The organism is Gottfriedia acidiceleris, assembly GCF_002128425.1.
In the GTDB taxonomy this organism is placed as follows: domain Bacteria; phylum Bacillota; class Bacilli; order Bacillales; family Bacillaceae_G; genus Gottfriedia; species Gottfriedia acidiceleris.
On sequence record NZ_NESS01000002.1, the window covers coordinates 138,456 to 163,069 of the forward strand.

Below are 24,614 nucleotides of genomic sequence, written 5' to 3' on the forward strand. Positions count from 1 at the left end.
TATTATAAAATAAATATTGGAGAAATTTGCCATATTTTCTTGGTTTTCCATAAAAATTATATGAGTTTTTTAGAAAGGGAGATTTAGTTGAAAAAGCTTATTTTTGCAATTATTACACTAGGAGTATTGTTTGGTCTTACGTGGTTTGTTTCTGATTTAATGCACGCTAAAATGATTGATTTTGCATTTTTTGTAGGATTAGTAGTAACGATAATCATCCGATTTTTCACAAGTAGTGGCGGATATGCATCCAATAGCGTAAATTTAAGCACTCAAACTCAGACGGGGATGAAAGTAACGGGAGAGAATGCTAATCCTTTTACAGTGACTCAAAAATCATTTTCTTTTCTAGTGTCTTTAACATTTACAATAGTATCTTTGTTAATAACGTTAGCTTATTATTGGAAGGAATTTTAAATATAGAAAATAGATAAAGGGGATCTTTAGAATGAAAAAGGGGATTGTTTTATTAATTGTTTTAATTGGTTTAATAAGCACTTTAATAGGGTGTTCGATTAAAAGACCATCACAAAAAATCGAACTAAATGCAAATGGACTATACAATAATTCGAATATCCGTGTAAGTGGGAACACGAACCTACCAAAAGGAAGTATCTTGGTATTACAAATTAGTGAGATCGGTAAAAACGATTTAACTTATGATAAGAAGATCAAAGTGGAAGAAAAAGGTTACTTCAGCTGGCAGAATACAGATTTAGATACTTCTAAAGATTATAATGTCAACCTACTGTTTGATCCAAGTAAGCAATCCGGTGAAATTCAAAAAAAATATGGTGAAAAAGGAGAATACATAAAAGATGGGGAGTACTCCGGTCTAATCAAATCGAAAAAAGGTGTCCAAATTGTAAAAATATCAGGAACTATTGAAGGGAATAAAAAGGGTGATTTTTTTTACTTGCAGGGTCCTAAATAAAAATGGAGGAGACTCAAGTAGTTAATTCTTGGGTCGTTTTTAATATGAAAATCATTGGTTATATGTTTGAAAAACTTTTTCAATTTCTGCTAACGATCGTCATGATTGCCTTAATTCTTGCTTTTTCAGTTTCTTTACAAGGACCAAGAGAGGATTTGTTTTATACGTTTTGGGATCAGATTCAACTCTATCTGGGTAGTTTAGTATTTATAAACGATATCTCAATTCAAGTTACCAAAACAAGTTATGATCTCTTAATCAACGTAATGGAAAATCCATATGTTTACTCATTAATAGTATTAGGAACTTCATTTATAGCGTCTTTAGTGGTAGCAATTACTCTGTCGTTTTGTTCTTTTTTATTACCAATAAAACTCCGGAAATTTGTTCAAGAATGTCTATATTTTCTACAAAGCATTCCAGATGTCATGTTTATTTTCGCGACTCAATTAATATTCATTGGAATTTATCATAAAACGGGTGTGATGATTCTTGATCCAATTGCTGGATTTGATAATGTCTATATTTTACCAATTTTGGTCGTTTCGATCCTCCCTGGCATGATGTTGTCTCAAATGACATTACTTGCGATAGAAGAGGAAAGTCAAAAAACATATGTCGAATACGCAATTTCAAAAGGATTAACAAAGAAATGGATACTATTTAAACATATCTTTCGAAACGTGTTAGTAACAGTTTTCTCAAATATTCAATATTTGTTTTGGTTTTTACTTTCGAACCTGCTTGTACTCGAGTATTTGTTCAATATGAATGGATATTTTAAATTGCTATATTCCCTAATCGATCACCATAACCCAGAAGCATTTTTTGTCTGTTTAGTTTTTTTATTTATACCATTCTACTTATTCGACGTGGTATCTAAATTATTCATTTTAAAATTAACGGGTAAGGAGCAGATAATTTGAAGAAGTATCTAAAGAGTAGTTCCTTTCTAATCGGCTCACTATTTATTGTAGGATTATTAATTGTCAGTTTCATATATTCGTTTTATCTGAAAAAATTGATTCAACCTCCACCTACTTTTTTTTATAACGAGGAAGGTAGAGTGGTTGATACTTTCCCATTTCCTCCAAGTTTACGGTTTTTATTTGGTGTAGATCGGCACGGGAGAGATGTTTTTTGGTCTGTAATCGACGGTGCGAAATATACGATACTATTTGCGATCATTATTGGTTGCTTTCGTGTATTTTTTGGTATGCTTTTTGGCGTGATCTACGGGGTCTATTTACAAAAGTTCCGATTTCTTTTTCAAGCGTTCGAACGCGCTTTCCGATTTGTTCCGGCTGTCTTTCTAGTATTCATGTTTTTTAATGTGAATTTTTTCAGTCAAACTAGCAGTAGATTGACGTTGTTAATTTCACAAATAATGGTATTAACAATTGTTGCGTTACCACCTATAACAAGTGTGATTGGAAATGAAGTGAATTTCTATCAAAAAAATGAGTTTATCACTTCAACTAGGATAATAGGAGGTAGTAAATTTTGGGTGATTCGTAAGCATATCATTCCTTTTTTACGTTCTAGATTGCTTCTTATGTTTGTCCAACAAATTATACAAGTGCTGCTATTAATGGTTCACTTAGGTGTTTTTAAAATGGTAATTGGGGACAGTCAAATTGTAAACACAGGTGAAAGGGACGTTACTGTTTCATTATCAAATGAATGGTCTGGATTGATTGGCTTATCGTACGCTGAATTAATGTTGGATAAATGGATCGTAATTGGGCCGAGTATTGGATTCGTATTAACTATCCTATCCTTTACCTTGATTAAAAAAGGAATTGAAAATCCAACAGTTGAAAATAAGGAGAAAAAGTTGTTACGTAGACGTTCGTCAAGGAAAGCGAAACATGAGATAATGATGGATTTTTCATTTGTCAACGAAGAGAGATAAAATCTTTAATCTATTCATAATCTGCTTTTTATAACCAACTTGTTGGATTTTCTTTATTGAACTAAGGCATACATTAATTGAAGATCAACGAGGTGTATCGGCAGCTTGCTTTTTCGTATTCAAGCAAATGGCAGTTTAGGCATAAGGATAAAGGTGATTTTTAGAAAAATGTCGAAATCTATAATTATAGAATAAAGGTATTTATCGTGGAGGAAATAACATGAAACAAGAATTAAAAAGTAAAATTGATATAAATGTTCGTCCTTATGTTGATGGTGACTTTTCTAAGATTCATAATTTGAACGTACAGGAAAAATGGAATAATCTAGTTGAAAAAAGTGAGGATACTCAAAAAGCTTGGGAGAATTCAAATGTTAAATATGTAGCGTGTTTTAACGAATCAATCATTGGATATATCCGAGGATTAACAGATGGTAATATCACTCTATTTGTATCAGAATTATTAATAGATGAAAATTATCGTGGGTTAGGAATAGGGACAAAATTGTTAAAACATGTTCATCAAATATATCCTAAAACTCGAATTGACCTTTTAGCGACAAGTTCATCTCATACCTACTATGAGACAAATAAGTTTAGAAGTTTTTATGGATTTAGAAAGACAATCTTAGAGTGGGATTAACAAATTGAACTAACGCAGTCGTTAGTTCAATTTGAAGTCTCAAAGGCTAGCGATACATTGCTAGTCTTTTTTTCATTCAATTCTGTTGTTAGATCAGCCTAAAATGGATGAAATTATTTTTTATATAAATTCGAAAAAAATAGAAGGTTTTGTTCTATTTTTATAGAATCATTAATTCCATAACATTTTTTTATGGAGGAAAGATTATGCCAATGTTGGATTTGAGTTTAGAAAAACAATCATATTCTGTAAAAGTTTGTGCGTCATTACTATTTGAATGCGCTTTGGGAATAGCTGCTGTTACCTACACTGAAATTAGAGACACACTTGAACGAACAACGTCTGAATGGGATGAAATAATTTTGAGATTACATCCTGAAGCTAAACATGAATTAGATTATTGTGCGAAGCATAATACATGGCAGGCATTGCTACGCCTTATTCATGGAAGTAATAGTACGTATATAAACGAATTTCTGGATTATTTAAGCGCCATAACAGTTGAGGAATTTCGTTTTCAAGTGCTACCACCTCTTGAGGGGATACAAGAAAAAGATTTACGGCTTAAAGCTGCAAGGGGTGATAGGGATGCAGTAAACAAACTAATTGAGTTAGCAGCAAGTCATAGTTTCTTCTCAACCTATGTTCCTTTTTTCTTAAGTGAAGATGTAGAGAAGCTCAAAAAGCATTTGATTCTATTGATGGAAAGTTGGTTTGAAGCTGCCATTACGCCGAGAAAAGCAGAATGGGAAAACATTTTGCAACGTGAGTTAACTTCAAAACAGGACATGCAAAGTCGCTTGTCTTTTGAAGCATTTATAGAATGGGCAATCGGTGCAACATATGTACCGGAACCAGGTGAAAGAAATGTACTACTCGTACCTCATATTTCCTATAGACCATGGACTATTCAAGCAAATTTATCTGATACAAAAGTATTTTACTATCCAGTAAGTGATGAAAGTTTGTTTGGCATGAACGATCCATTTCGCCCTTCGGCTTCTCTTGTTTTACTTTATCGTGCGTTAGGTGACGAAAATCGTCTGCGTATTTTAAAGCTTTTACATGAAAAAGAACGTACTTTGCAGGAACTTACAGAAATCCTTGATCTTGCTAAATCAACCATTCATCACCATCTTGCACTATTGCGTTCTACTAGGTTAGTTAATTCAAATGGAACAACTTATGTATTGAAGTCTACTACACTACAACATGCGTACAAACAATTGGAAGCTTATTTTGAATGCAATGTTTAAATTACTTACATTTCAAGGAGGATTGTAATTAATGAAATGAAAAGGGGGCTTCTTACATGACTTCATCTGTTTGGAAAAATAGAAATTTTATGTGGTTATTTACAGGCAGAACAATCTCACAATTAGGTACATCGATTACAACATTTTCCATACCTTGGTTGTTATTAGAACTAACAAATTCCGCGGCACAAACTGGTCTAGCTTTTGCTGTAGGATTCATACCATATCTATTATTCTCATTACCAGCAGGTGTTTGGGCTGATCAATACAATCGTAAGACTTTAATGATTATGGCCGATAGTTGCCGGATGCTTTTACTACTTTCCATTCCACTTATGCATTTATATAGTGGAGAGATTCCCATATTTTTATTGTATTTTGCACAAGCTGGTGTGAGCGTATTCTCGGCAATATTTGATGCTTCATATGGGGCTTGTTTACCTAATATTGTTAATCGCTCACAACTACAAGAAGGAAACAGTGCATTGCAGATGGGATTTTCCTTAAGTAGAATTGGAGGCCCAATAGTCGCCGGTTTGTTGATTTCAATATTAGGTGCAGCGAATACGATTTCTCTTGATGTACTCTCATATGTAATATCGATACTAACGGTCTTTTTTATTCGTGCATCTTTTTCAGTTCCAGTAAATAAAAATGATGAACCTAAACTTGAAACTAAATTACATAAAAAAGTTCGGGAAGGTTTGGAGTATGTATGGCAAATTAAAATATTACGAACGTTAGCATTATTTACAATGCTAGTAAATTTAGTTGGTCCTGGAATAGACATTGCTTTACTATTCCATATTAAAACTGAATTACATCTAGCTTCAAATTGGGCTGGAATTATTATGGCGGGTTTAAGTTGTGGAATGCTCATTGGTGCGATTGCTATTGGTAGAATAAAAAAAGGTTTCAGTATGGGGATTTTACTTGCTTTTTCAACAATCGGACAAGTTATCCCGCCATTTTTATTAATAGTTTCCAAGGATCCATTCGTAATTTTATCTACCCAATTTATTGTTGGATTTTTACTTATAGCATGGAATATTCAAACAGTAACTCTAAGACAGTTAATTGTTCCTGATCAACTTTTAGGTAGATGTACAAGTCTATTCAGAATGATTGCTTGGATAACAATTCCGTTGGGTACAACTATTGCAGGTGTTATATCAGAAATATTTGGAGCATCTTATTACTTTTTACTAGCAGGTTGTGTACTTGGAGTGGTGTGTTTAATTTTCATAAGTTCAAAGGTATATCGTTTAAATGCAGAGGATATTGAGGCGAGTACCATACAGACTGCATCAACTTATAATTGATAGTATTAAATGCTTAAAAAGAACTAACTCATGTGTTATTTACATATCAATAGTATCTATAAGAAGGTGGAAACTTGAAAAATATAGAACAAATTAATGTGCTTAATATGTTTCATGATGGTACAATTACTCAACTTTTAAAAGGTGCTAAAACGACTTCAATGGAAATTGAGATTGAGTATTTAGCTGAGTTAATTAATAAAAATTTTACATCTTTTATATGTGAGTTTATCAACTTTGAAGAAATTAACTTCAAATTTTGGGAAGAAGATAATTTTACTGTAATTGATTCAGAGTTACTGCAAAATTATGAGTTGGAAATCATAGAAGCAGAAGAAATAGATAATACAGTAGTTTTAAAGTGTTTAAGTAATATAAAAAATGGTGGTAACTTCTATATACAAACAGAGACCATAAAAATTTATGATCAAGAAAAAAATGAAATTTCAATTAGCAAACTTGCAAGGAATAAGTCATCAATATTGGAGTACTAAATAATTCATCTTCTCTATTTGTTGTGTATTGTCATAGCATTTTTAAAATAAAGTTATGGATTGCTTACATTCAAGTCACTTTTTGGAAAATAGAAAAGAAAATTAAAAACAAACCAAAAATTAAATCGATAAGATTAGTTACTTTTTTATTTTTATAACTTAGAATTAAAGACTCTACTATAAGAGAACCACCTAAAATGCACATTAAAATTATTTTTAAATCAACATTTTGAGGTTTAATCATAAAAATACTTCCTATTATAACTCCTATAAAAAAAGGTTTTATTTTTTTAAAATATGCCATCGCAAACACCTTCTAAATCTGTAGTAATTATATAATTAGGGGGCAGACGATCAATATAAGTTTTCTTAAAAATATTGATGTAACTCTTATTATACTAAAAAATAAATCACCAATATATTCAAAAATGAAATAAAGAATACCATCTTTGAAACATCATTCCATCTATTAATTGGTTAACCTTATTAATAAGAATAAGTTTAGTTTTATAGAAATAAAGCTAGTTGTAGGTTTAGGAATTGAATAGAAGATCTAGATTAATATACGAATTCATGGATGTAGAGTAAAAAATACAAGACAGAGTTGCACTTAAAAAAGATATTTTACAAATAAAGGATTGTACTCTGAATTAGTGTATCAAGTTTTAATTGATACGCTGGATAAATTGAATTTAGAAATTGACGAATTAAATTCTGATATTAATAACAATATTGGACCTATTAGATTAGATAAAAAGGATTTTTGAACTGTTTAGACAAGTTAATACACTATTTTATTTGCATTGATTCATTAATTGTTAATTGGTTCCAAGTTTGGTGGCTTTATGACCGATCGTATCGGTAACCCTAAAACTCTTGTCGGATGTTTGATAATCCACGTTATCGCTTTAGTATTGCTAGCACCTATCGCTAAGACAGTCTTCGTTAATGTTTAAATTAAAACTTAACCCACTAATTAATCAAATTTCTTATTATAAATTCAGTAGTCGTAGTTGTTCGACGACTTTTTTATACCTAAGAAGTGTTTCATTAAAAAAGCAGTTTTCTTTTGTCGTTTGAAAAAACAGCAGTATTTATTAATAATTAAAGGATTTTTTTATCTAAAATGGAATTACATAAATTAATTAATGGTGTTATGCTGGATATTTTTCACCAACGGGATTATCCAGTTAAGAGATTAAATAGGGGGGATTAGAAATTGGATGTAAAAACACTTTTGTTACAGCAATGGGAAAGCTGCTTAGATGCAGAAGACTGGTTTCCACCACTTGAAAAAGTACTAGAGAATATCACTTATGAACAGGCGATTTGGAAACCGGCTGATGGGGCAATGAATTCCATTTGGGAATTAGTTTGTCATTTGCTTTTCTATGAAAAGAGATTTCTGATGCGATTTCTTGGTGAAACAGAAAATGAACCACAGGCAGAAAATAATGATTCTACATTTCAATTACCAACTCAGACGGTAGAAAATTGGAAGGAAACTAAACAAGAATACTTTTATGTTCATCGTGAACTTGGAAAAATACTAGCAAAATCAGATCATGAAGATTTGTATAGAGAAGTCCCTGGAGAAGATAATTCATTAGTTCTTGAATTAAAGAGTTTAGCAATGCACGACGCATATCATATTGGGCAAATAGTATTAATAAGTAAAATGCAAGGTGCTTGGGCAAGGAAACGCAGCTTTTAAAATGCTTTTTTAGCTATACACATATTACCCTATAGAGGGCTTTATAAAGGAATATTACTATTGTGTAATTCCTTTTTTAATTGAATGAACACATGCGATAGTTTAATAATACTTGGAGCTATAACGATAATCGACTTCTATTTTACTATCTGGCAGGAGGTTTTTTATTGAATAAAATTCCAGATTAGTTCATTGAAGGATTTAAGATATTGAAAATATTGTAAAGTGAGTTTGAAAAGGAGAGCGTAAAATGGATCATATAAGTCTAATCATTACGTTAGTACAATTAATAATTCTATTTGCAGTAGTGTATATCTTGATTAAGAGTGTTAAAAAAGTAAGCTTATTTGCAACAAAAAATTTGTTTGTTTCAAATAAAAAAATTGAAGAATTAGAGCAAAGAATAAGTAATTTAGAGAAAAAATAGGGATACCACTTATACAAACATGCTTGCGTTCGTTAAATAATAATGGACTTTTAATTAGCCGAATTTATTAGTTAATCTATTTCTTTTGATGACAATTTGATAAATCATAACTATATTGATAAAATTGAACTATTACAATGTGTGTAAGTCACACAGGGAGGTAACAAAATGGAACATGGTAAAGTAAAATGGTTTAATGCTGAAAAAGGATTTGGATTTATTGAGCGTGAAAATGGTGATGATGTATTCGTACACTTCTCAGCAATTCAAACTGATGGATTTAAATCATTAGACGAAGGTCAAGCTGTTACGTTTGAAGTAGAACAAGGACAACGCGGACCACAAGCAACTAATGTTAAAAAGGCTTAGTTGACTAAAAAGAGTCGGATTCTATCAAGTAGAATCTGACTCTTTTTATGTCGTGTAAATTAAAAAGCCCCTATTCGTAAAAAAATAAGGGTAAAATCTTAAGTGGATCTTGGTAAAGAAAATGGTTAAGTATTTAGCCCATAGAAAATGATGATAAAAATAACCATTAATTATTATTAGATATTTGAATTATTATTAGTTGTTTTGGAACTGCCATTTTTTTTAGTACCCTTGCTAACATATGGCTTCGCGTTTTTTGCTTTCTTTGCACTAGCTTGCCACCTATTCCAACCCTTCTTATCTGTACCTCTACCTGTACCGCCTTTAGCTTTAGCTTTACTCATATAAACACCTCATACCTATTATACACTAAGTATCATATAGTTTTTAGCGTTTGTTTTAGTAGAAGGGAAAAGTCTATTCTGAATACAAAATATTTTAATTCTTATTCAACTAACGCATTCCATTTGTTGAATAGGAGAATCGACTGTTTTGTGGGTCTTTTTTGAAGGGTAGTTCAATAAGCAGGAATTGAAACTAAATACATAGAATACGAACAACAAAGTATATTCCTAAATTAACAGGGGGGCAAATGTATGTTAAATAATTAGGAGTAGCTTCCCCGTAACGATAACAAAAATAAAAAATAATTTTAATAGAATGTAAGTTTTTTAATTAAAGGAGGTTGTCCCATTGGAAAGAAGAAAGTTACTGGTAAATTCATTACCAGGATATGAAGAAGAAATTGGCAGATGGCTATGGTGTTTAGAAGATGTTCGCCACTCTCTTATTAAAAAATTAACTGCAATCAACCAAAGTTTACTCGACACAAAAATTGATGAGAGACAAACGATTGGCTCGTTGCTATATCACATAGCGTTAATTGAGGCAGATTGGTTATATGTAGAAGTCCTTGGTACTGAATGGGATACCGAAATACGCTCTTTGTTTCCGTTAGAAGACCGGTCTGAAGAGGGTGCTTTAATTCACATTAGTGGTCAAAGTTTAGAAGAACATTTTTACCGCCTTAATAAAGTGCGTGAAGTATTTCTTTCTCACTTTCAAACAATGGACTTAAAGGATTGGCGTAAACCGAGAGTACTTGAACAATATGACGTCACACCTGAGTGGGTTGTTTACCATTTAATTGAACATGAATCACATCATAGAGGTCAAATTTTTCAAATGCTAAGGGAATTACAAAATGATTAAAATGTTAAATAAAGGGAACTTTTATTCCCTTACATTAGTTAAACAAAAATAGCAGCCATAGACTGCTATTTTTTTAATTATTTATGTCGCAATTAGAGTTGTTCAGAAGGCTCGGGCTGTATAAAATTTAAATTTTTCATTCGATTTATGACTGATAATACTTCATTAATTCTAGGTAATTCAAGCCATCTTTCGAAACCAGGAAAAAAGGAAGAAAATACGATATCTACTCCTTCTCTTTCCATTTCTTCGAGAGCTTTTTGAATCTTTTCATGTAGAAAGATGGTACGATCCTGATTTCTTATAGCTATTTTTCGAATTAAAAAGGCAATTGCTGCAAGCTGTGCGTGTGATGTGATATTGTAAAGCCCTCTGATATCAATTTGTTCATCACCTATCATCATGTATCCCATGGTTGAAACGATCAGCTTTTCTGTACCACTGCCATTTGGATAGCTCGAAAAGTGATCGGTAGTTATTTTTCTCTCTATATCCCATTTGGTATGGGCGATACGCTCGCGAGGTATTTCGTGTTCACATAAATTTTTTGCTTCCTGGGTTACGTTTTTTGGAACAAAATTGTCCATCAGGATGATTTGATCGGCTACTGATAAAAATTCACTGCTACCTCCAATAACAAGAATGGAAGATACGCCTACAGCCTCATAAAGCTCCCTGACACGTTCCGTAAAAGGTGTAATAGGTTCACGCTTAATTAATGTACGCATTTTAAAGTCTTGAATCATAAAATTGGTTGCACTTCTGTCTTCATCTATAAGAAGAAGCTTACATCCGTAGTTGATTGCCTCCATAATATTTGCGGCTTGAGATGTGGAACCGGAGGCGTAGTCTGTCGAAAACTGTTCAGCCGAACTATTTGGTATCCATTTTATGAAAGGTGTTATATTGATATTTTTGATAGAACGGCCTTCTTCTGCAGATATTTCCATTGCACTTTGATCTGTAATTACAAATTCTCGTCCGTCGCCTTTGATGTGATTGTAAATCCCTGAATTTAGTGCATCCAGCAAAGTACTTTTACCCGAATAACCACCACCTGTGATGACCGTCACACCTTGTTTTATTCCCATTCCTCGCAAACCACAAATTTCAATTTCAACATCTTCCGTGGATTTAAAAGGCAAGGCACTCTCGAGTGGTCCGCTATGGTCTTTATTTCTTGGCAAAATACTGCCATTTCCAATAAACGCACAATAACCACTGGATTTTAGCCATTCGCGAATCATATTTTGTTTTTTTACTAATTCATAGGCAGCATTTAATTTAATGAGATCAAACTTGGTAATAAACTTCTCCACTTCTTTTGGGAGCATTTTGCAGAGCATGCGCATCGCTTTATTATTATCCTTAAATGGAAGTTGAACGGTAATCATTATGCATAAATACCATTTATCCGAGATGACTTCGACAAAGGATGCATTACGTTGCAACAACACATTGGTTGGACGAAAACAATAAAAAGCACCATTTTCTTTATCAGAACGTGACCGGTTATAAATCACTTCATTTAATGTCTCAATATGATCAACCCATTCTCTTAATGCAAAATCTGAGAGAACAACTTGATTCATATTTTCATATAAGCCGAGACGGTCAAATGGAATTTTTATGGTGATACATGGTTTATCGAGTGTGAGTTTATGTGTCCTTTCAATGTAATAGGCAACATCATTATTCCAATACGTTGGGTCTTCATAAATCATACTGTAAGATGATTGACCAGATTGTAATGAGCGAAAATATTGAGCAAGTCTTTTAATAAAGCATCATCCTTTCATATTTGGAAAGCGGTGTATAACGGAAAACGATTCCGAATTTGAAACAAAATCCGAAGAAGGGGGGCCTTTATCCTTTGGAACAGGGTAACGACTAACCAGATAGGCCCATAATCCCCTGGTATAAACCTGTTCAAACATAAACCAGCATTGTTTGAAATTTTCCGTGGAAAATGAATTCCATCCTAAGTAATTTAAATTCAATAAATATCCCCCTAATAGAGTTCAGATCAATTTGTAAAAAAAAAGATTAATCTAAACCAACTTCAAAATAAAACCAATATTATTGCCTTGAACAAGCTTTTATCCAAAAAAAATGACAGCCACTCTGTAAGTGGCTGTCATAGGTCGGCAAGAAAGTTTGCTCTTTCTACCAAAATATAAAAGCTCTGAGAGTGAATCCTACCCTCAGAGCCTAATGTATTAGTAAAAGAATAACTAAAAAGCAATATGATGAGGATAAAATGTATATTTTTTTGTATTCATTTTCCTCACCTCGTTATGATTTATTTTAAAGCAAAGCAATCGTAACATTAATTTAACTATTTGACAATAGGTCATTGTAGCATGTTTATTTCAAAAAAATTTATAACTTAGTATCAGTACCCAGTATTTGTAGGATTAATTTATAGAATAAATCTGCAATAATATACTATATAGCATTTAAATTTAAGATGTAAGATGAGAATAACTTGAAAGGAGTTACCTCATGAATTTTACATCTTTTATAGTTTATTGTTTTATTGTTACTTTTACACCAGGGCCTACTAATATCGTAATATTATCGACAGTGCATAATAATGGGACAAAAAAGGCATTGGAATATACGTATGGTGCAACGCTTGCTTTTGGATTATTACTTTTAATTTCTGCAATGGTAAACACTATGCTGATTGAGATAATTCCCAAAATTTTAATTTTTATGCAGGTAATAGGAAGCTTTTATATGATCTATCTTGCTTATCAAATTTACAAAATGGATTCATCCAAATCATCCGAAAAGCAATCAGGTACTTTTTTGTCAGGCTTTTTTATGCAGTTTTTAAATCCAAAGGTAGTATTATTTACAATGACAGTTATTCCTAGCTATATATTGCCATATTATGTCGCAATGCCTGCTGTTACAATTAGTGTTATGGTGATCACAATGATTGGATTTTTAGCATTTATTACTTGGGTTCTTTTCGGTTCAATCTTCAAAGTGTTTTTACAGAAACACAAAAAGACTGTTAATATCGTGATGGCCTTATTTTTAGTTTATGCTGCAGTTATGATATGGATGTAAGTAAGCTTTTAAAGAGGTGAATTTAATGGAGAAATTTATCTATAAAAAATCATCAGGTATTACGGCGCTATCAGCAAGAATTACTGATTTTAAGTATAAGAAACACTCCCACAAGGAGTATGCAATAGGTGTTACATTACGAGGTATTCAACAGTATAATCTGGATGGAAGTTTACAGTCATCACATCAAAATGGTGTCATGCTTTTTAATCCAGAACAAGCTCATGACGGAATGGCATATGATGAGTCTGGCATTGATTATGTAATGCTATATATTGATCCACAATTGCTATTAGAAGTTAATGAAAACAAGGGTTTAGTACGTTTTTCAAACCCTATTGTGTATGATCATATTCTTGAACAAAAAATAGTAAAGTCTTTCTAATGCAATATTAAGTGAAAAAGATGAGGCATTTTGTAGTGAATTACTAGTATCTCTTACAGATGGTCTAATTAGAACTAATCTTTCAACAAATTTTAAGAAAGATAACGCACTAATGAAAAAAGCGAAGAATTTGATCCATACCAATTTGGAAAATGTTCTTAAGCTTGATGAGATAAGTAAAGAACTAAATTTATCGAAATTTAAGTTTATTAGATACTTCAAGACTCATTCTGGAATATCACCGTACCAATACTATCTTAACTGTAAGATCGAACGCGCAAAGCAGCTGATAGAAAAAAATAGAGGTATTTATTCAGCAGTTTTGGAATGTGGCTTTGTAGATTTAACCCATTTAAATAAACATTTTAAGAGCGTATATGGAACAACAGCATATGAGTATATGTCATATTTAAATTAAGGAGAACGGATGATTGTCCTTTTGATATTATTTTAAGTGGGAAAGAACGAAAGCATATTTATCTTATAGAAAACAAGTATAATATAAAAAGCCTGAATCTATGATTACCAAGTAATTGTAGATTCAGGCTTTTTTAATATGTTAATTCAATTATGGGCTATGCATTAGCTGAACAATAGTTACATGATATCGATTTTTAGATCGTTCACTTTAACCTACAACTGGATAACATTTTATGCAGGAGATTTCATTGCTTTCTTTATAATCCGTTTGTTTTTAGAAATTCCATTTGTTTTAAAGTAAGTGAATAAGAAACTACCTACAATAACAATTATGCTCCCAAGTGCTTGAACCCATGTCATTTTTTCATTTAATAAGAAAAACGCTAAAATGGCTGTGAAAATGGGATTGAAGTTTAAGAAAATACCTGCTGAAGTTGCCCCAATTTTTTGGACACCAATATTCCAAAAGAGCATACATAAGACAGTTGAAATAATCCCAGTATATAAAATTGAGAAAATAAATGAGCCATTTATATTTACGAGTGTAAAATTTGAGAGATTAAAAGGGATGATTGTAACAAGCCCAAATATGCCCGAATATAGTGTAGACAGCATAGGTGATACCAACCTCGTTGCCCATCTACTACATACCGAATAGATTCCCCATATACATACGGCAATGACCATCCATAAATCACCTAAATTAAACTTCATTGAGAATAGTAGATTCATATCTCCTTTTGAAAGCACAAGAATAACTCCTAAGAAGGAAATAAACATCGAAAATATTTGTAAAAAGTTCATTCTTTCTTTTAAAAATAAAGATGAGAATAAAGCAATGGAGATTGTATTTAAGGTTGAAATTAAACCAACATTCGTTGCAGATGTCTTTTCTAATGCCATAAATTGAAAAAGATTGAAAAGAACAACACCTGTTACTCCCATCATGATTAATGGGAGAATAGCTTTACGTGGAGGTAAAATCTTCTTTTCTTTCCACCATACTATTGGTAATAATACGATAATTGCAATCCCCCATCTAAGAGTCGTCAAAGTCATTGGTGAAGCATGACCAACAAGTGATTTTCCAACGACAAAATTTCCTCCCCATAACAAACTTGTTAATAATAACAACAGTATATATAAAATTGGCATATCCAAACCCCCTATTTCACTGTTCTTAAGGTTTAAAAAGACTTTACACAGTGATTCCTTACTTTTTTTAAATAGTTTAACATAATTGTTTATTTTACCGTGTATTATTTTGTATAATGGTCTAAATACAAAATAATCTTAATTTAAAGAGGTGTTTTAAGAAAAAAAATTCAATTTAAATGTTGAATTCAAACTATTTTCCGAATAATTGAAAGGGAGTAGATAATAGTGGAATACCAAGGAAGTAAAGTGTTAGATGAAGTAGATCTTAAAATTTTAGATAAGCTACAAAAGGAAAGCCAAATAAGCAATACGGAACTAGCGCGACATGTAAACTTGTCACCACCAGCTACACATGCAAGGGTTAAACGATTAGAAAATGAAGGGTATATCGATCGGCAAGTTGCGATTTTAAATCAAGAAAAGCTAGGCTTTGACTTACTTTGTTTTATATTTATCAATACAAATATCCATCAAGCTAATAAGTTAGAAGTGTTAGAGAAAGAGTTAAAATCCATGCCTGAAGTTTTAGAGTGCCACTTATTAACAGGAGAGTATGACTATCTATTAAAAGTTGCGAACAGAGAACGAAAGGAATTGGAGAACTTTATCCGGAAGCTAAATCAGCTTGGAATTACAAGAATACAAACAAGTTTAGCTTTAAGAGAAATTAAATATTCTACCGTTTTGCCGATATGTGAAGAAGAATAATATTTTTCTAATTCTCAATCTGTGGTTGTGATTACACAAGGGAAAAGTTTATTAAAAAAGGTTAATGTGTGCCTATGTTGAATAAAATTATCAGAGGTGATCATATGAAAAATTATATTATAGCTATATCGATATTTCTTTTAGGAGTATGCATTGTGATCGGAAGTTGGATGATTTCTAGTGGATTGAAAACAAAAGTTTCAACCAAACAAGTTATACAACATCAACTATTAACACAGTCAGAATTAGTTGAATATTTAGGATTAAGTAAGGAAGAAATTCAAAAACTAACAGAGTTATATGATGGAGATGGTAGTTATACGAGTGAACTCCCACATATAAAAATTGGATCTGAATTTTACTATCCTAAATCAGCAATCGATAAATGGTTATTAAATGTACAATTAACAACGATCCCTAACTAAGTAATGTTTCAATTACTGTATGTGGCCGGTATTTTTTATTACTGTATTTTTATAGAGGTAGAAGTTATTGCAGCTGCTTAAATGCGGCTTTTATTATTGCATTAAAGATAAAGTTAAGGAATATATATAACAAAATTTAGTTTATTTAAAGCTCGATATTAATAGCCCAAGAAATGATTGATTTTAAGTGCCAATTTCAGTTAGGTTTTTTTTTATGTCATTTTTTTGCTTTTGTATATATACTCTCGATTGGGAGTGAACGTAAGCAAAACAAATGAAAGGATGTTTAAAATGAAAAAAAAAGCATTCGTGACCATTCCGTTTTGTATCGTTTTGGCCATCTTAATCGCTACATCGCTTGTGCTCATTTCGACTAAACCAGCTGCCCCTAGCGTACTCAAACCTCAACGATTAGCTGAAACCACAAAACCTGCGGTTGTCCGAATTGTTGATTATGCGATTGTGAAATGGACGATTACTTTAGATGATGAACGTGTAACGTGTGTGTTGAAGAAATGGGATTATAAAACCGAACTGGACGGTTTTGGATCAGGCGCAATCATTAATTCTGATGGCTACATTGTCACAAACGCTCATGTTCTCGTTTATTCACAGCAATTGTCAGATAAAGATATTGTCTCTGAGGCATTTTCATTTCTAGTGGATGATGTTGCAACGGCAAACAAATGGACACACAAATTCACTGATGCGTACTTGAAACAGTATACTAGTTACGAAATTTTCGAAAAAGGCGTCGATGTATATTTACCGACTATAGATGATCCTATTAGCGCAGTCGTCAAAAGTTATCAACAACCTACCGATCATGGAAAAGATGTCGCGCTCTTAAAAATAGATGGCTCCAACTATCCAACGATTCCACTTGGAAACAGTGACTCCATTTTAAATCAAGACAATATTTGGGTGATTGGATACCCAGCCGCGGCAGATTCTGAGTTGTTATCTATGCATAGTTATGTAATCCCAACGATGAATAAAGGGCAAATCTCAGCCATCTCAAAAACAACCTTAGCTGGTAGCCCAGTACTTCAAATCAATGCAGCATCTACCCATGGAAATAGTGGCGGACCGATCATTAACAACAAAGGAGAATTGATTGGCTTACTCACGTTTAGAGGGGATACGGTGAATGACCAAGAAGTGCAAGGATTTCATTTTGCGGTACCTGTGAACACGATGAAAAAAGTTGTCAAAAAAGCGGATGTACACTTCACAGAAAGCCAAACTGATAAATTGTTCCAAGAAGGGTTAACTTTCTATTGGTCGGGCTATTACAAAGATGCTCTGTCGAAATTCGAAGCTCTCCAACAAATCTATCCAAAACACCCAGAAGTAAAGCGTTACATTCGTGAATCAAAAGAAAAAATGGGCTCAAGCAAAACACTTTGGGCTGATCACAAAACTAGTTTTTACATTCAAGATACTATCGCATGTATACTGATCCTCATTCTTCTTCTTTACACTTTCATGTTTAACAGCAAACGACAACTAATTACCAAACCGAATCCAACATCTTCCGAAAATGTATCCGACTAAACGCATCGTAAATGGTTCTTGATATTCCGGTCCCCAATAGCATTGTTGACATTCATTATAGTCACAATGAATGAAACGGCTCCATTTTGTTGAATGTAGATTGCAATTGGCATTAAAAAGATTGATAAAAAACTAGCAAAACAAATTGTAGAGGGATAAACAAAATGAGCCGTTTATTATTTATAGCAAAGAAGAGGATTGGTTATGAACTTATCAAAAATCCACCCGGTTAAATGGAAAATCAAGGATGTATCTAACCAAAACCAAAATAGTAAGCAATTAATCTTGTAAATATGAATATGGATAAAAAGTAACATAAAAAAATAAACAGTATTTAATATTGAATATTCAGAATTTATCTAGTATTATCTAATTAACAAACATACCGACTGGTTAGTATCTGAATCGTTTGTTTAAATGAGTCTAAAGTTTTGAGTAAAATAGGGGTTTTGTATAATAAATACTATTTTAGGAGGTTTTGAAATGCACGTAAAAGAGTTATTTGATTTAACCGGGAAAGTAGCAATTATAACTGGTGGTGGACGAGGTCTAGGTGAACAAATTGCGAAAGGATTTGCTGAAGCAGGAGCAAATGTAGTACTTTGTTCTCGAAATGTAGAAGCATGCCAGGAAATAAGTGAAGAATTGAAAAGTTTAGGTGTGGAATCTTTCGCTCTCAAGTGTGATGTAACAAACAAAGAGAATGTGCAAAGAGTAGTAGATGTAACGAAGGAGAAATTTGGTCGAATTGATATTTTAGTAAATAACAGTGGTGCTTCTTGGGGGGCTCCAGCTGAAGAGATGCCATTAGAAGCATGGAATAAAGTAATGAATGTTAATGTGACCGGTACGTTTTTAATGTCTCAAGCAGTAGGAAAAATAATGTTAGAACAAAAGAGCGGAAAAATTATAAATATTGCTTCAATTGCTGGTTTAGTAGGAACGAATCCAAAAGTATTGAATGCTGTTGGTTATAGTGCTAGTAAAGGAGCAGTGATCAGCTTTACAAAAGATTTAGCTGCGAAATGGGGTTCAAGTGGCATTTATGTAAATGCATTAGCTCCTGGATTTTTTCCAACAAAAATGACTAAAGATGTTATTTCTCATGGTACAGCTGAAATGTTAGAAACGATTCCACTTAAGAAATTTGGGAATGAAGATGAGTTAAAAGGAGCGGCTTTATTTTTAGCAGCGCCAGCTTCAAATTATGTGACTGGATCTGTCCTTGTTGTTGATGGTGGAACATCAATCGTGTAATGTTTCAAACTTCATAATCAAAAGGAGTTTTGTAAATGGGCAAACTTCATCTTTTGATGAAAAAAGAGGAAATTGATGATCAAAAACTAAACGATGAAAAGTTAGTAGTCGTTTTTGATATATTGCTTGCTACTTCAACGATTACAGCCGCATTAGCCTTTGGTGCTAAAGAGGTCATTCCAGTTATGAGTGGACAAGAAGCAGTTCAATATACAAACAAAAATAAGAGCAAAGAATATTTATTAATAGGTGAATATGAAGGGAATACAATTGAAGGTTTTCTTTCACCGAATCCATTAACGCTAAAGAAAGTTGTTTCCAATCAGTCAATTGTATTATCAACAACAAATGGAACAGTGGCGTTAAAAAATTCTCAAAATGCAAAGAGAGTCTACGCTGCATCGATTTTGAATGCAAACGCAGTTGCAAATCATTTAAGACAATCCTATAAAGATGAGTCTGTTATTTTAATATGTTCTGGATCGTCTGGACAATTTAATATGGAAGATTTTTATGGGGCAGGTTATTTTATTGATTGCCTATTAAATGAATCATATCATTTAGAATTATCTGATGCAGCTAGATCTGCCCATCATTTTTACTTAGGTTTAAAAGAAAAATGTAATGATATTTTAGCTGAATCGAATGTCGGTAAAATGTTAATTCGCTATGGATTTGAAGAGGAATTAAAATTTGTAAGTAATAAAAGTATTTTTGAAGTAGTACCGATATTTATAGATGGTATAAGCGTAGTTAATGCTAATTTTTCAGAGGAAACTATTTAACTATTTCTATATAAAACACTGTAACTTGTTAGGCGAAAACAAAATAGTGAAAGGGATGATTAAATGGATTTTTTATATTCGCAAAAAAGTAAAGAGCTTCAATTAAAATTAACTAAATTTATGGAAACTTATGTTTATCCTAATGAGCGAAAATATGAGGAGCAGTTGAATACTCAAGAAACTCGGTGGAGTGATGTTCCTCCAATTATGGAAGAATTAAAACAAAAAGCAAAACAAGCAGGATTATGGAATTTATTTTTACCTGAAAGTGATCTAGGAGCAGGATTAACGAATTTAGAATACGCTCCATTATGCGAAATTATGGGACGATCTATGATTGGACCAGAAGTGTTTAATTGTAGCGCACCAGATACAGGGAATATGGAAGTATTAGAAAGATATGGTACGAAAGAGCAGAAGGAAAAATGGTTGATGCCACTTTTAAATGGTGAAATTCGCTCATGCTTTTCAATGACAGAGCCTGAAGTCGCTTCATCTGATGCAACAAATATTGAGGCAAGTATCAAAAAAGATGGCGATTATTATATCATCAATGGTCGAAAATGGTGGTCATCAGGAGCGGGGGATCCTAGATGCAAAATTGCAATATTTATGGGCAAAACGAACCCCGATGCACCGAAGTATGAACAGCAATCTATGATTCTAGTACCGTTAAATACACCTGGTGTAAAAATCGAAAGGGTATTACCAGTATTCGGTTATGATCATGCACCGCATGGACATGCAGAAATTACGTTTACAAATGTAAAAGTTCCTGCAAGCAATATTTTATGGGGAGAAGGAAAAGGATTTGCAATTGCACAAGGTAGACTAGGACCAGGTCGAATCCACCATTGTATGAGATTGATCGGGGCTGCCGAACGGGCACTCGAAGAAATGTGTAAGCGTGTTCAAAACCGAGAAACATTTGGTAAACCTATTTCAAATCAAGGCGTAGTTCAAGAATGGATTGCTAATTCAAGAATAGAAATTGAGCAAGCTAGATTACTAACCTTAAAAGCTGCATATATGATGGATACTGTTGGTAATAAAGAGGCGAAAGCAGAAATTGCTATGATAAAAGTCGTCGCGCCTTCAATGGCTTTACGAGTGATTGACCGTGCTATTCAAGCTTTTGGAGCTGCAGGTGTATCTGATGACTATACGTTAGCAGCTCAATGGGCTAATGCTCGAACGTTAAGATTAGCCGATGGTCCAGATGAAGTACATCGGGCACAGTTAGCAAGATTAGAATTAAAAAAACATGCCTCAGAAAAAAACTTCTCTACAATAAAAAGTTAATAAAATTAAATGACAGATTGAGAGAGGATCAAAATGAGACTAAAAGATAAAATTGCAGTTATTACAGGTGGAGCTAGTGGAATCGGACGTGCTACTGCTATTCGCTTCGCAAAAGAAGGAGCAAAAATTGTTATAGCTGACATTAATGAAGTTACTGGTGAAGAAACACTAGGTGTAATAAAAGAACAAAATCCAGAAGCTATTTTTGTTAAAACTAATGTTGCAAAGAGCAAAAGCATTCAAAATTTGATTCAGCAAGCTGTCGAACATTTTGGTAGAATTGATATTTTATTTAACAATGCTGGAATAGGAAACTCCGAAGTAAGAAGTGTAGACTTAGAGGAAGAGGAGTGGGATCAGGTAATTGATATAAATTTAAAGAGTGTTTTTTTAGGGATAAAGTATGCAATTCCTGAGCTAATAAAATCTGGCAATGGTGTAATTATTAATACAGCAAGTTTACTAGGCTTAAAAGGAAGAAAATATGTAAGTGCTTACAATGCTTCTAAAGGTGGAGTAGTATTATTAACGCAAAATGCAGCATTAGAGTACGGAAAATATAATATTCGAGTAAATGCAATTGCTCCAGGAATAATTGATACAAACATTATTGAAGAATGGAAAAAAGATGAAAGAAAGTGGTCAATTTTATCTCGTGCAAATGCATTAGGTAGAATTGGAACTCCAGATGAAATTGCATCAGCAGCATTATTTTTAGCATCTGATGAAGCATCGTTCGTGACTGGAGCAACGTTATCAGTTGATGGTGGAGGATTAATATTCTAATCTATTAGCTTTGAATAGTAGTTTTAAACAATATTCATGATCTGAAATGGAGAGTTATGTATGCTGACAAATAAAGTTTGGTTATCTCACTATCCTGAATATATTGCAAAAGAACTATCAATTCCGAGAAAATCAATTCCTGAAATGTTTAACGAAACCGTCGAAACCTATCCTAATCATTCATGTCTATCATTTTATGGTAACAAAAAGACTTATAAAGAAGTACAGTCGGCAGTAAATTCATTTGCTTCTGCTTTGCAAAAAAACGGAATTCAAAAAGGTGACCGTGTAGCAATCATGCTTCCAAACTGTCCACAATATGTTGTTTCATATTATGGAATTCTTACGATAGGTGGAATCGTAACCCAAGTAAATCCAATGTCCGTTGAAAGAGAACTAAAAGATTTATTAAATGACTCAGGTACTGAAACGATTGTAGTATTAAACAGTTTGTACCCTACCGTCAAATCGTTAGTAGAAGAAACGAATGTACGAAAAATTATTGTCGTAAATTTAAATGGTACAGAAGAGAATTATAACGTAGGGATATCATTTGAAAAATTTTTACAAAGTGGAGATCAAGAATTGAAGCCAGTCACAATTGATTCTCATGAAGATGTTGCAATTCTTCAATATACTGGGGGAACAACTGGACATTCAAAAGGAGTAATGCTAACGCACCGAAATCTATATGCAAACATAATGCAGCAAGCAGAATTTTTTAAAGGCGCATTTGATCCTGGTCGCGAGCGGGTCTTATCAATCATACCGTTTTTCCATGTTTATGGAATGACAGTATGTATTAATTTAAGTGTTTTTATGGCAAATGAAATGATCATCCTTCCTCGTTTTGAAATTGAAGAAGTTTTAAATACGATAAAAAATGAACAACCTACGCTATTTCCAGGAGTTCCAACAATGTATGTTGCATTAATAAATCATCCTGAATCTGAAAAATATGGAATAGATGCAATAAAACTTTGCAATAGCGGCAGTGCACCGATGCCAGTAGAACTAATGAAGCAATTCGAAAAAAAGACAGGTGCTACAATATTAGAGGGTTATGGATTATCTGAAGCATCTCCAACGACTCATAGTAACCCAGCATTTGCAGCAAGAAAGCCTGGCACAGTCGGTATTCCTTATCCATCTACTGATTCCAAAATCGTTGACCTAGCTAGCGGATTACACGAAGTTCCAGTAGGTGAAATTGGTGAATTAATTATTAAAGGTCCACAAGTGATGAAAGGTTATTGGAACTTGCCGGAAGAAACTGCAAATACAATTAGAGATGGATGGTTATATACTGGTGATATTGCGAGCGTCGATGAAGAAGGATACGTGTCAATTTTAGACCGAAAAAAGGATATGATTATCGCTAGTGGCTTTAATGTGTATCCTCGCGAAATCGAAGAAGTAATTTATGAACATCCTTACGTAAAAGAAGCTGTTGTAATAGGTGTACCCGACACGTATCGAGGGGAAACAGTGAAAGCAGTGATTGTACTTAAAGAGGATAAACATCTTACTGTAGAAGAAATGAAGGAATACTGTAAAAATAATTTAGCGACATATAAAGTTCCACGATTGATTGAATTCCGAAAAGAACTACCAAAAACAAATGTTGGCAAAATATTAAGAAGAACTATTAGAGAAATAGAAAGTACGATAAAGCAGGGGTAAGTAATAGTATCCTACTCTTAAGGAACCATAGTATATTTTAAAAGGAGCATCCATATATATAGTAAGATGTGATGTCCTTTTATTGAATTAATTAGATTATTATAAAAACTTCCTTGTACTATGATATAATTCTATTGAATTTTTAAGATTGCGAGGACATCAAATGAAACAAAAGATAAAGGAACATTCAATACAGCTATTTGATAAAAAAGGATTTACAAGTACATCCATTCAAGATATCGTCGAATCGATCGGAGTTACAAAAGGAACATTTTACTATTATTATACTAGTAAAGAACAGCTTCTAATGGAAATTCACCTTCAATTTATTGATGAAGTATTAAATGAGCAGGAAGACGTTATTAATGATTCAAAGAAAAGCTTTTCAGATAAGCTGTTTGAAGTCATTTATTTAAGCTTAATGGACATTAAAAAGCAAGGTCCAAGTGCAAAAGTGTTTTATCGTGAAATGAGACATTTAAATCCAGAAAGTTTAACAGAAATTAAAGCAAAAAGGGATTTATACAGATTTAATATTGAGAAACTTCTTAATGAAGGAATTAAAAATGGTGATTTAAGATCAGATTTAGACGTACCAATCGTTACATTCGGTATTTTAGGAGTTATGAACTGGAGTTATGAATGGTATAACGCTGAAGGTGAAAAAAATGCATTTGAAATAGCGAAGTCATTCCAAGAAATGATCTTAAAAGGGATTAAAGTAGGAGAGTAGCCTATTGTCTCCTAATCCCTTACATACCGACTAGTTAGTATTGGTAAA

26 protein-coding genes and 1 pseudogene are annotated in these 24,614 nt (G+C 32.8%); 23 read left to right on the forward strand and 4 right to left on the reverse strand.

Annotation, left to right across the window (positions count from 1 at the left end):
* Positions 1–87 precede the first annotated feature (87 nt).
* The 8 genes from B6K90_RS04555 (at position 88) to B6K90_RS04590 (ending at position 6,564) form a co-directional block, all read left to right on the forward strand.
* Entirely contained in the window at positions 88–417 is a 330-nt protein-coding gene (locus B6K90_RS04555; protein ID WP_088011568.1) for a hypothetical protein, read from the forward strand.
* A 31-nt stretch (positions 418–448) separates the two neighbouring features.
* Complete coding sequence (locus B6K90_RS04560; protein ID WP_088011569.1) at positions 449–934, forward strand: hypothetical protein; 486 nt, start codon at positions 449–451, stop codon at positions 932–934.
* Positions 935–936: 2 nt separating this feature from the next.
* Positions 937–1,860: an ABC transporter permease subunit gene (locus B6K90_RS04565; protein WP_235821709.1), complete on the forward strand. Its 924-nt coding sequence runs from the start codon at positions 937–939 to the stop codon at positions 1,858–1,860.
* Positions 1,857–2,849 carry a peptide ABC transporter permease gene (locus tag B6K90_RS23580; RefSeq protein WP_088011570.1) on the forward strand — a complete coding sequence of 331 codons (993 nt, stop codon included), beginning with the start codon at positions 1,857–1,859 and terminating at the stop codon, positions 2,847–2,849. Before B6K90_RS04565 ends, B6K90_RS23580 begins: the two co-directional genes overlap by 4 nt.
* Before the next feature lie 220 nt (positions 2,850–3,069).
* On the forward strand, positions 3,070–3,492 hold the full coding sequence (locus B6K90_RS04575) for a GNAT family N-acetyltransferase (protein WP_088011571.1): 423 nt from the start codon (positions 3,070–3,072) through the stop codon (positions 3,490–3,492).
* Positions 3,493–3,698: 206 nt separating this feature from the next.
* Positions 3,699–4,748: an ArsR/SmtB family transcription factor gene (locus B6K90_RS04580; RefSeq protein ID WP_088011572.1), complete on the forward strand. Its 1,050-nt coding sequence runs from the start codon at positions 3,699–3,701 to the stop codon at positions 4,746–4,748.
* Positions 4,749–4,804: 56 nt separating this feature from the next.
* Entirely contained in the window at positions 4,805–6,070 is a 1,266-nt protein-coding gene (locus B6K90_RS04585; protein ID WP_088011573.1) for an MFS transporter, read from the forward strand.
* Positions 6,071–6,144: 74 nt separating this feature from the next.
* Entirely contained in the window at positions 6,145–6,564 is a 420-nt protein-coding gene (locus tag B6K90_RS04590) for a hypothetical protein (protein WP_088011574.1), read from the forward strand.
* A gap of 70 nt (positions 6,565–6,634) precedes the next feature.
* Here B6K90_RS04590 and B6K90_RS04595 read toward each other — a convergent pair whose 3' ends face one another.
* Positions 6,635–6,868 carry a hypothetical protein gene (locus B6K90_RS04595; protein WP_088011575.1) on the reverse strand — a complete coding sequence of 78 codons (234 nt, stop codon included), beginning with the start codon at positions 6,866–6,868 and terminating at the stop codon, positions 6,635–6,637.
* Positions 6,869–7,783: 915 nt separating this feature from the next.
* Between B6K90_RS04595 and B6K90_RS04600 the strand changes: the two genes are divergently transcribed.
* The 3 genes from B6K90_RS04600 to B6K90_RS04605 all read left to right on the forward strand — a co-directional run bounded on the left by B6K90_RS04600 (position 7,784) and on the right by B6K90_RS04605 (position 9,074).
* A complete protein-coding gene (locus B6K90_RS04600; RefSeq protein WP_088011576.1) occupies positions 7,784–8,278 on the forward strand; it encodes a DinB family protein in 495 nt (164 codons plus the stop codon).
* A 250-nt stretch (positions 8,279–8,528) separates the two neighbouring features.
* Positions 8,529–8,705 carry a hypothetical protein gene (locus B6K90_RS23585; RefSeq protein WP_167555274.1) on the forward strand — a complete coding sequence of 59 codons (177 nt, stop codon included), beginning with the start codon at positions 8,529–8,531 and terminating at the stop codon, positions 8,703–8,705.
* 168 nt (positions 8,706–8,873) lie between these two features.
* On the forward strand, positions 8,874–9,074 hold the full coding sequence (locus B6K90_RS04605; protein WP_069032402.1) for a cold-shock protein: 201 nt from the start codon (positions 8,874–8,876) through the stop codon (positions 9,072–9,074).
* Positions 9,075–9,250: 176 nt separating this feature from the next.
* On the opposite strand, the gene B6K90_RS04610 is transcribed toward B6K90_RS04605, so the two are convergent.
* Positions 9,251–9,418 (reverse strand): DUF3934 domain-containing protein, encoded by a 168-nt coding sequence (locus B6K90_RS04610; RefSeq protein ID WP_088011577.1) that lies wholly within the window; start codon positions 9,416–9,418, stop codon positions 9,251–9,253.
* Positions 9,419–9,767: 349 nt separating this feature from the next.
* Between B6K90_RS04610 and B6K90_RS04615 the strand changes: the two genes are divergently transcribed.
* Positions 9,768–10,286, forward strand: coding sequence for a DinB family protein (locus tag B6K90_RS04615; protein ID WP_088011578.1), 519 nt, complete (start codon positions 9,768–9,770; stop codon positions 10,284–10,286).
* 92 nt (positions 10,287–10,378) lie between these two features.
* On the opposite strand, the gene B6K90_RS04620 is transcribed toward B6K90_RS04615, so the two are convergent.
* The gene (locus tag B6K90_RS04620; RefSeq protein WP_088011579.1) at positions 10,379–12,010 is read right to left on the reverse strand and encodes a P-loop domain-containing protein; all 1,632 of its coding nucleotides are present in this window, start codon (positions 12,008–12,010) and stop codon (positions 10,379–10,381) included.
* Positions 12,011–12,791: 781 nt separating this feature from the next.
* Here B6K90_RS04620 and B6K90_RS04630 point away from each other — a divergent pair.
* Together B6K90_RS04630 and B6K90_RS04635 are read left to right on the forward strand one after the other, a co-directional pair.
* Entirely contained in the window at positions 12,792–13,367 is a 576-nt protein-coding gene (locus tag B6K90_RS04630; protein ID WP_088011581.1) for a LysE family translocator, read from the forward strand.
* Between the two features lie 25 nt (positions 13,368–13,392).
* Positions 13,393–14,170: pseudogene (locus tag B6K90_RS04635) on the forward strand (AraC family transcriptional regulator).
* Between the two features lie 233 nt (positions 14,171–14,403).
* Here B6K90_RS04635 and B6K90_RS04640 read toward each other — a convergent pair.
* Positions 14,404–15,327: a DMT family transporter gene (locus B6K90_RS04640; RefSeq protein ID WP_088011582.1), complete on the reverse strand. Its 924-nt coding sequence runs from the start codon at positions 15,325–15,327 to the stop codon at positions 14,404–14,406.
* Between the two features lie 228 nt (positions 15,328–15,555).
* Here B6K90_RS04640 and B6K90_RS04645 point away from each other — a divergent pair, with 228 nt between their 5' ends.
* From B6K90_RS04645 to B6K90_RS04685, 9 genes are all read left to right on the forward strand, one after another.
* Positions 15,556–16,038, forward strand: coding sequence for an Lrp/AsnC family transcriptional regulator (locus B6K90_RS04645; RefSeq protein ID WP_088011583.1), 483 nt, complete (start codon positions 15,556–15,558; stop codon positions 16,036–16,038).
* 155 nt (positions 16,039–16,193) lie between these two features.
* A complete protein-coding gene (locus B6K90_RS04650) occupies positions 16,194–16,463 on the forward strand; it encodes a helix-turn-helix domain-containing protein (protein ID WP_235821710.1) in 270 nt (89 codons plus the stop codon).
* A 291-nt stretch (positions 16,464–16,754) separates the two neighbouring features.
* Complete coding sequence (locus tag B6K90_RS04655) at positions 16,755–18,020, forward strand: S1C family serine protease (RefSeq protein WP_167555275.1); 1,266 nt, start codon at positions 16,755–16,757, stop codon at positions 18,018–18,020.
* Between the two features lie 483 nt (positions 18,021–18,503).
* Complete coding sequence (locus B6K90_RS04660) at positions 18,504–19,277, forward strand: SDR family oxidoreductase (protein WP_088011586.1); 774 nt, start codon at positions 18,504–18,506, stop codon at positions 19,275–19,277.
* Between the two features lie 35 nt (positions 19,278–19,312).
* Positions 19,313–20,062, forward strand: a complete 750-nt coding sequence (locus B6K90_RS04665) for a 2-phosphosulfolactate phosphatase (RefSeq protein ID WP_088011587.1) — start codon at positions 19,313–19,315, stop codon at positions 20,060–20,062.
* Positions 20,063–20,125: 63 nt separating this feature from the next.
* A complete protein-coding gene (locus B6K90_RS04670) occupies positions 20,126–21,364 on the forward strand; it encodes an acyl-CoA dehydrogenase (protein WP_088011588.1) in 1,239 nt (412 codons plus the stop codon).
* A gap of 33 nt (positions 21,365–21,397) precedes the next feature.
* A complete protein-coding gene (locus B6K90_RS04675; protein ID WP_088011589.1) occupies positions 21,398–22,150 on the forward strand; it encodes an SDR family NAD(P)-dependent oxidoreductase in 753 nt (250 codons plus the stop codon).
* A gap of 60 nt (positions 22,151–22,210) precedes the next feature.
* Positions 22,211–23,833 carry a long-chain-fatty-acid--CoA ligase gene (locus tag B6K90_RS04680; RefSeq protein WP_088011590.1) on the forward strand — a complete coding sequence of 541 codons (1,623 nt, stop codon included), beginning with the start codon at positions 22,211–22,213 and terminating at the stop codon, positions 23,831–23,833.
* A 163-nt stretch (positions 23,834–23,996) separates the two neighbouring features.
* Positions 23,997–24,566: a TetR/AcrR family transcriptional regulator gene (locus B6K90_RS04685; protein WP_088011591.1), complete on the forward strand. Its 570-nt coding sequence runs from the start codon at positions 23,997–23,999 to the stop codon at positions 24,564–24,566.
* The last annotated feature ends 48 nt before the right edge of the window (positions 24,567–24,614 follow it).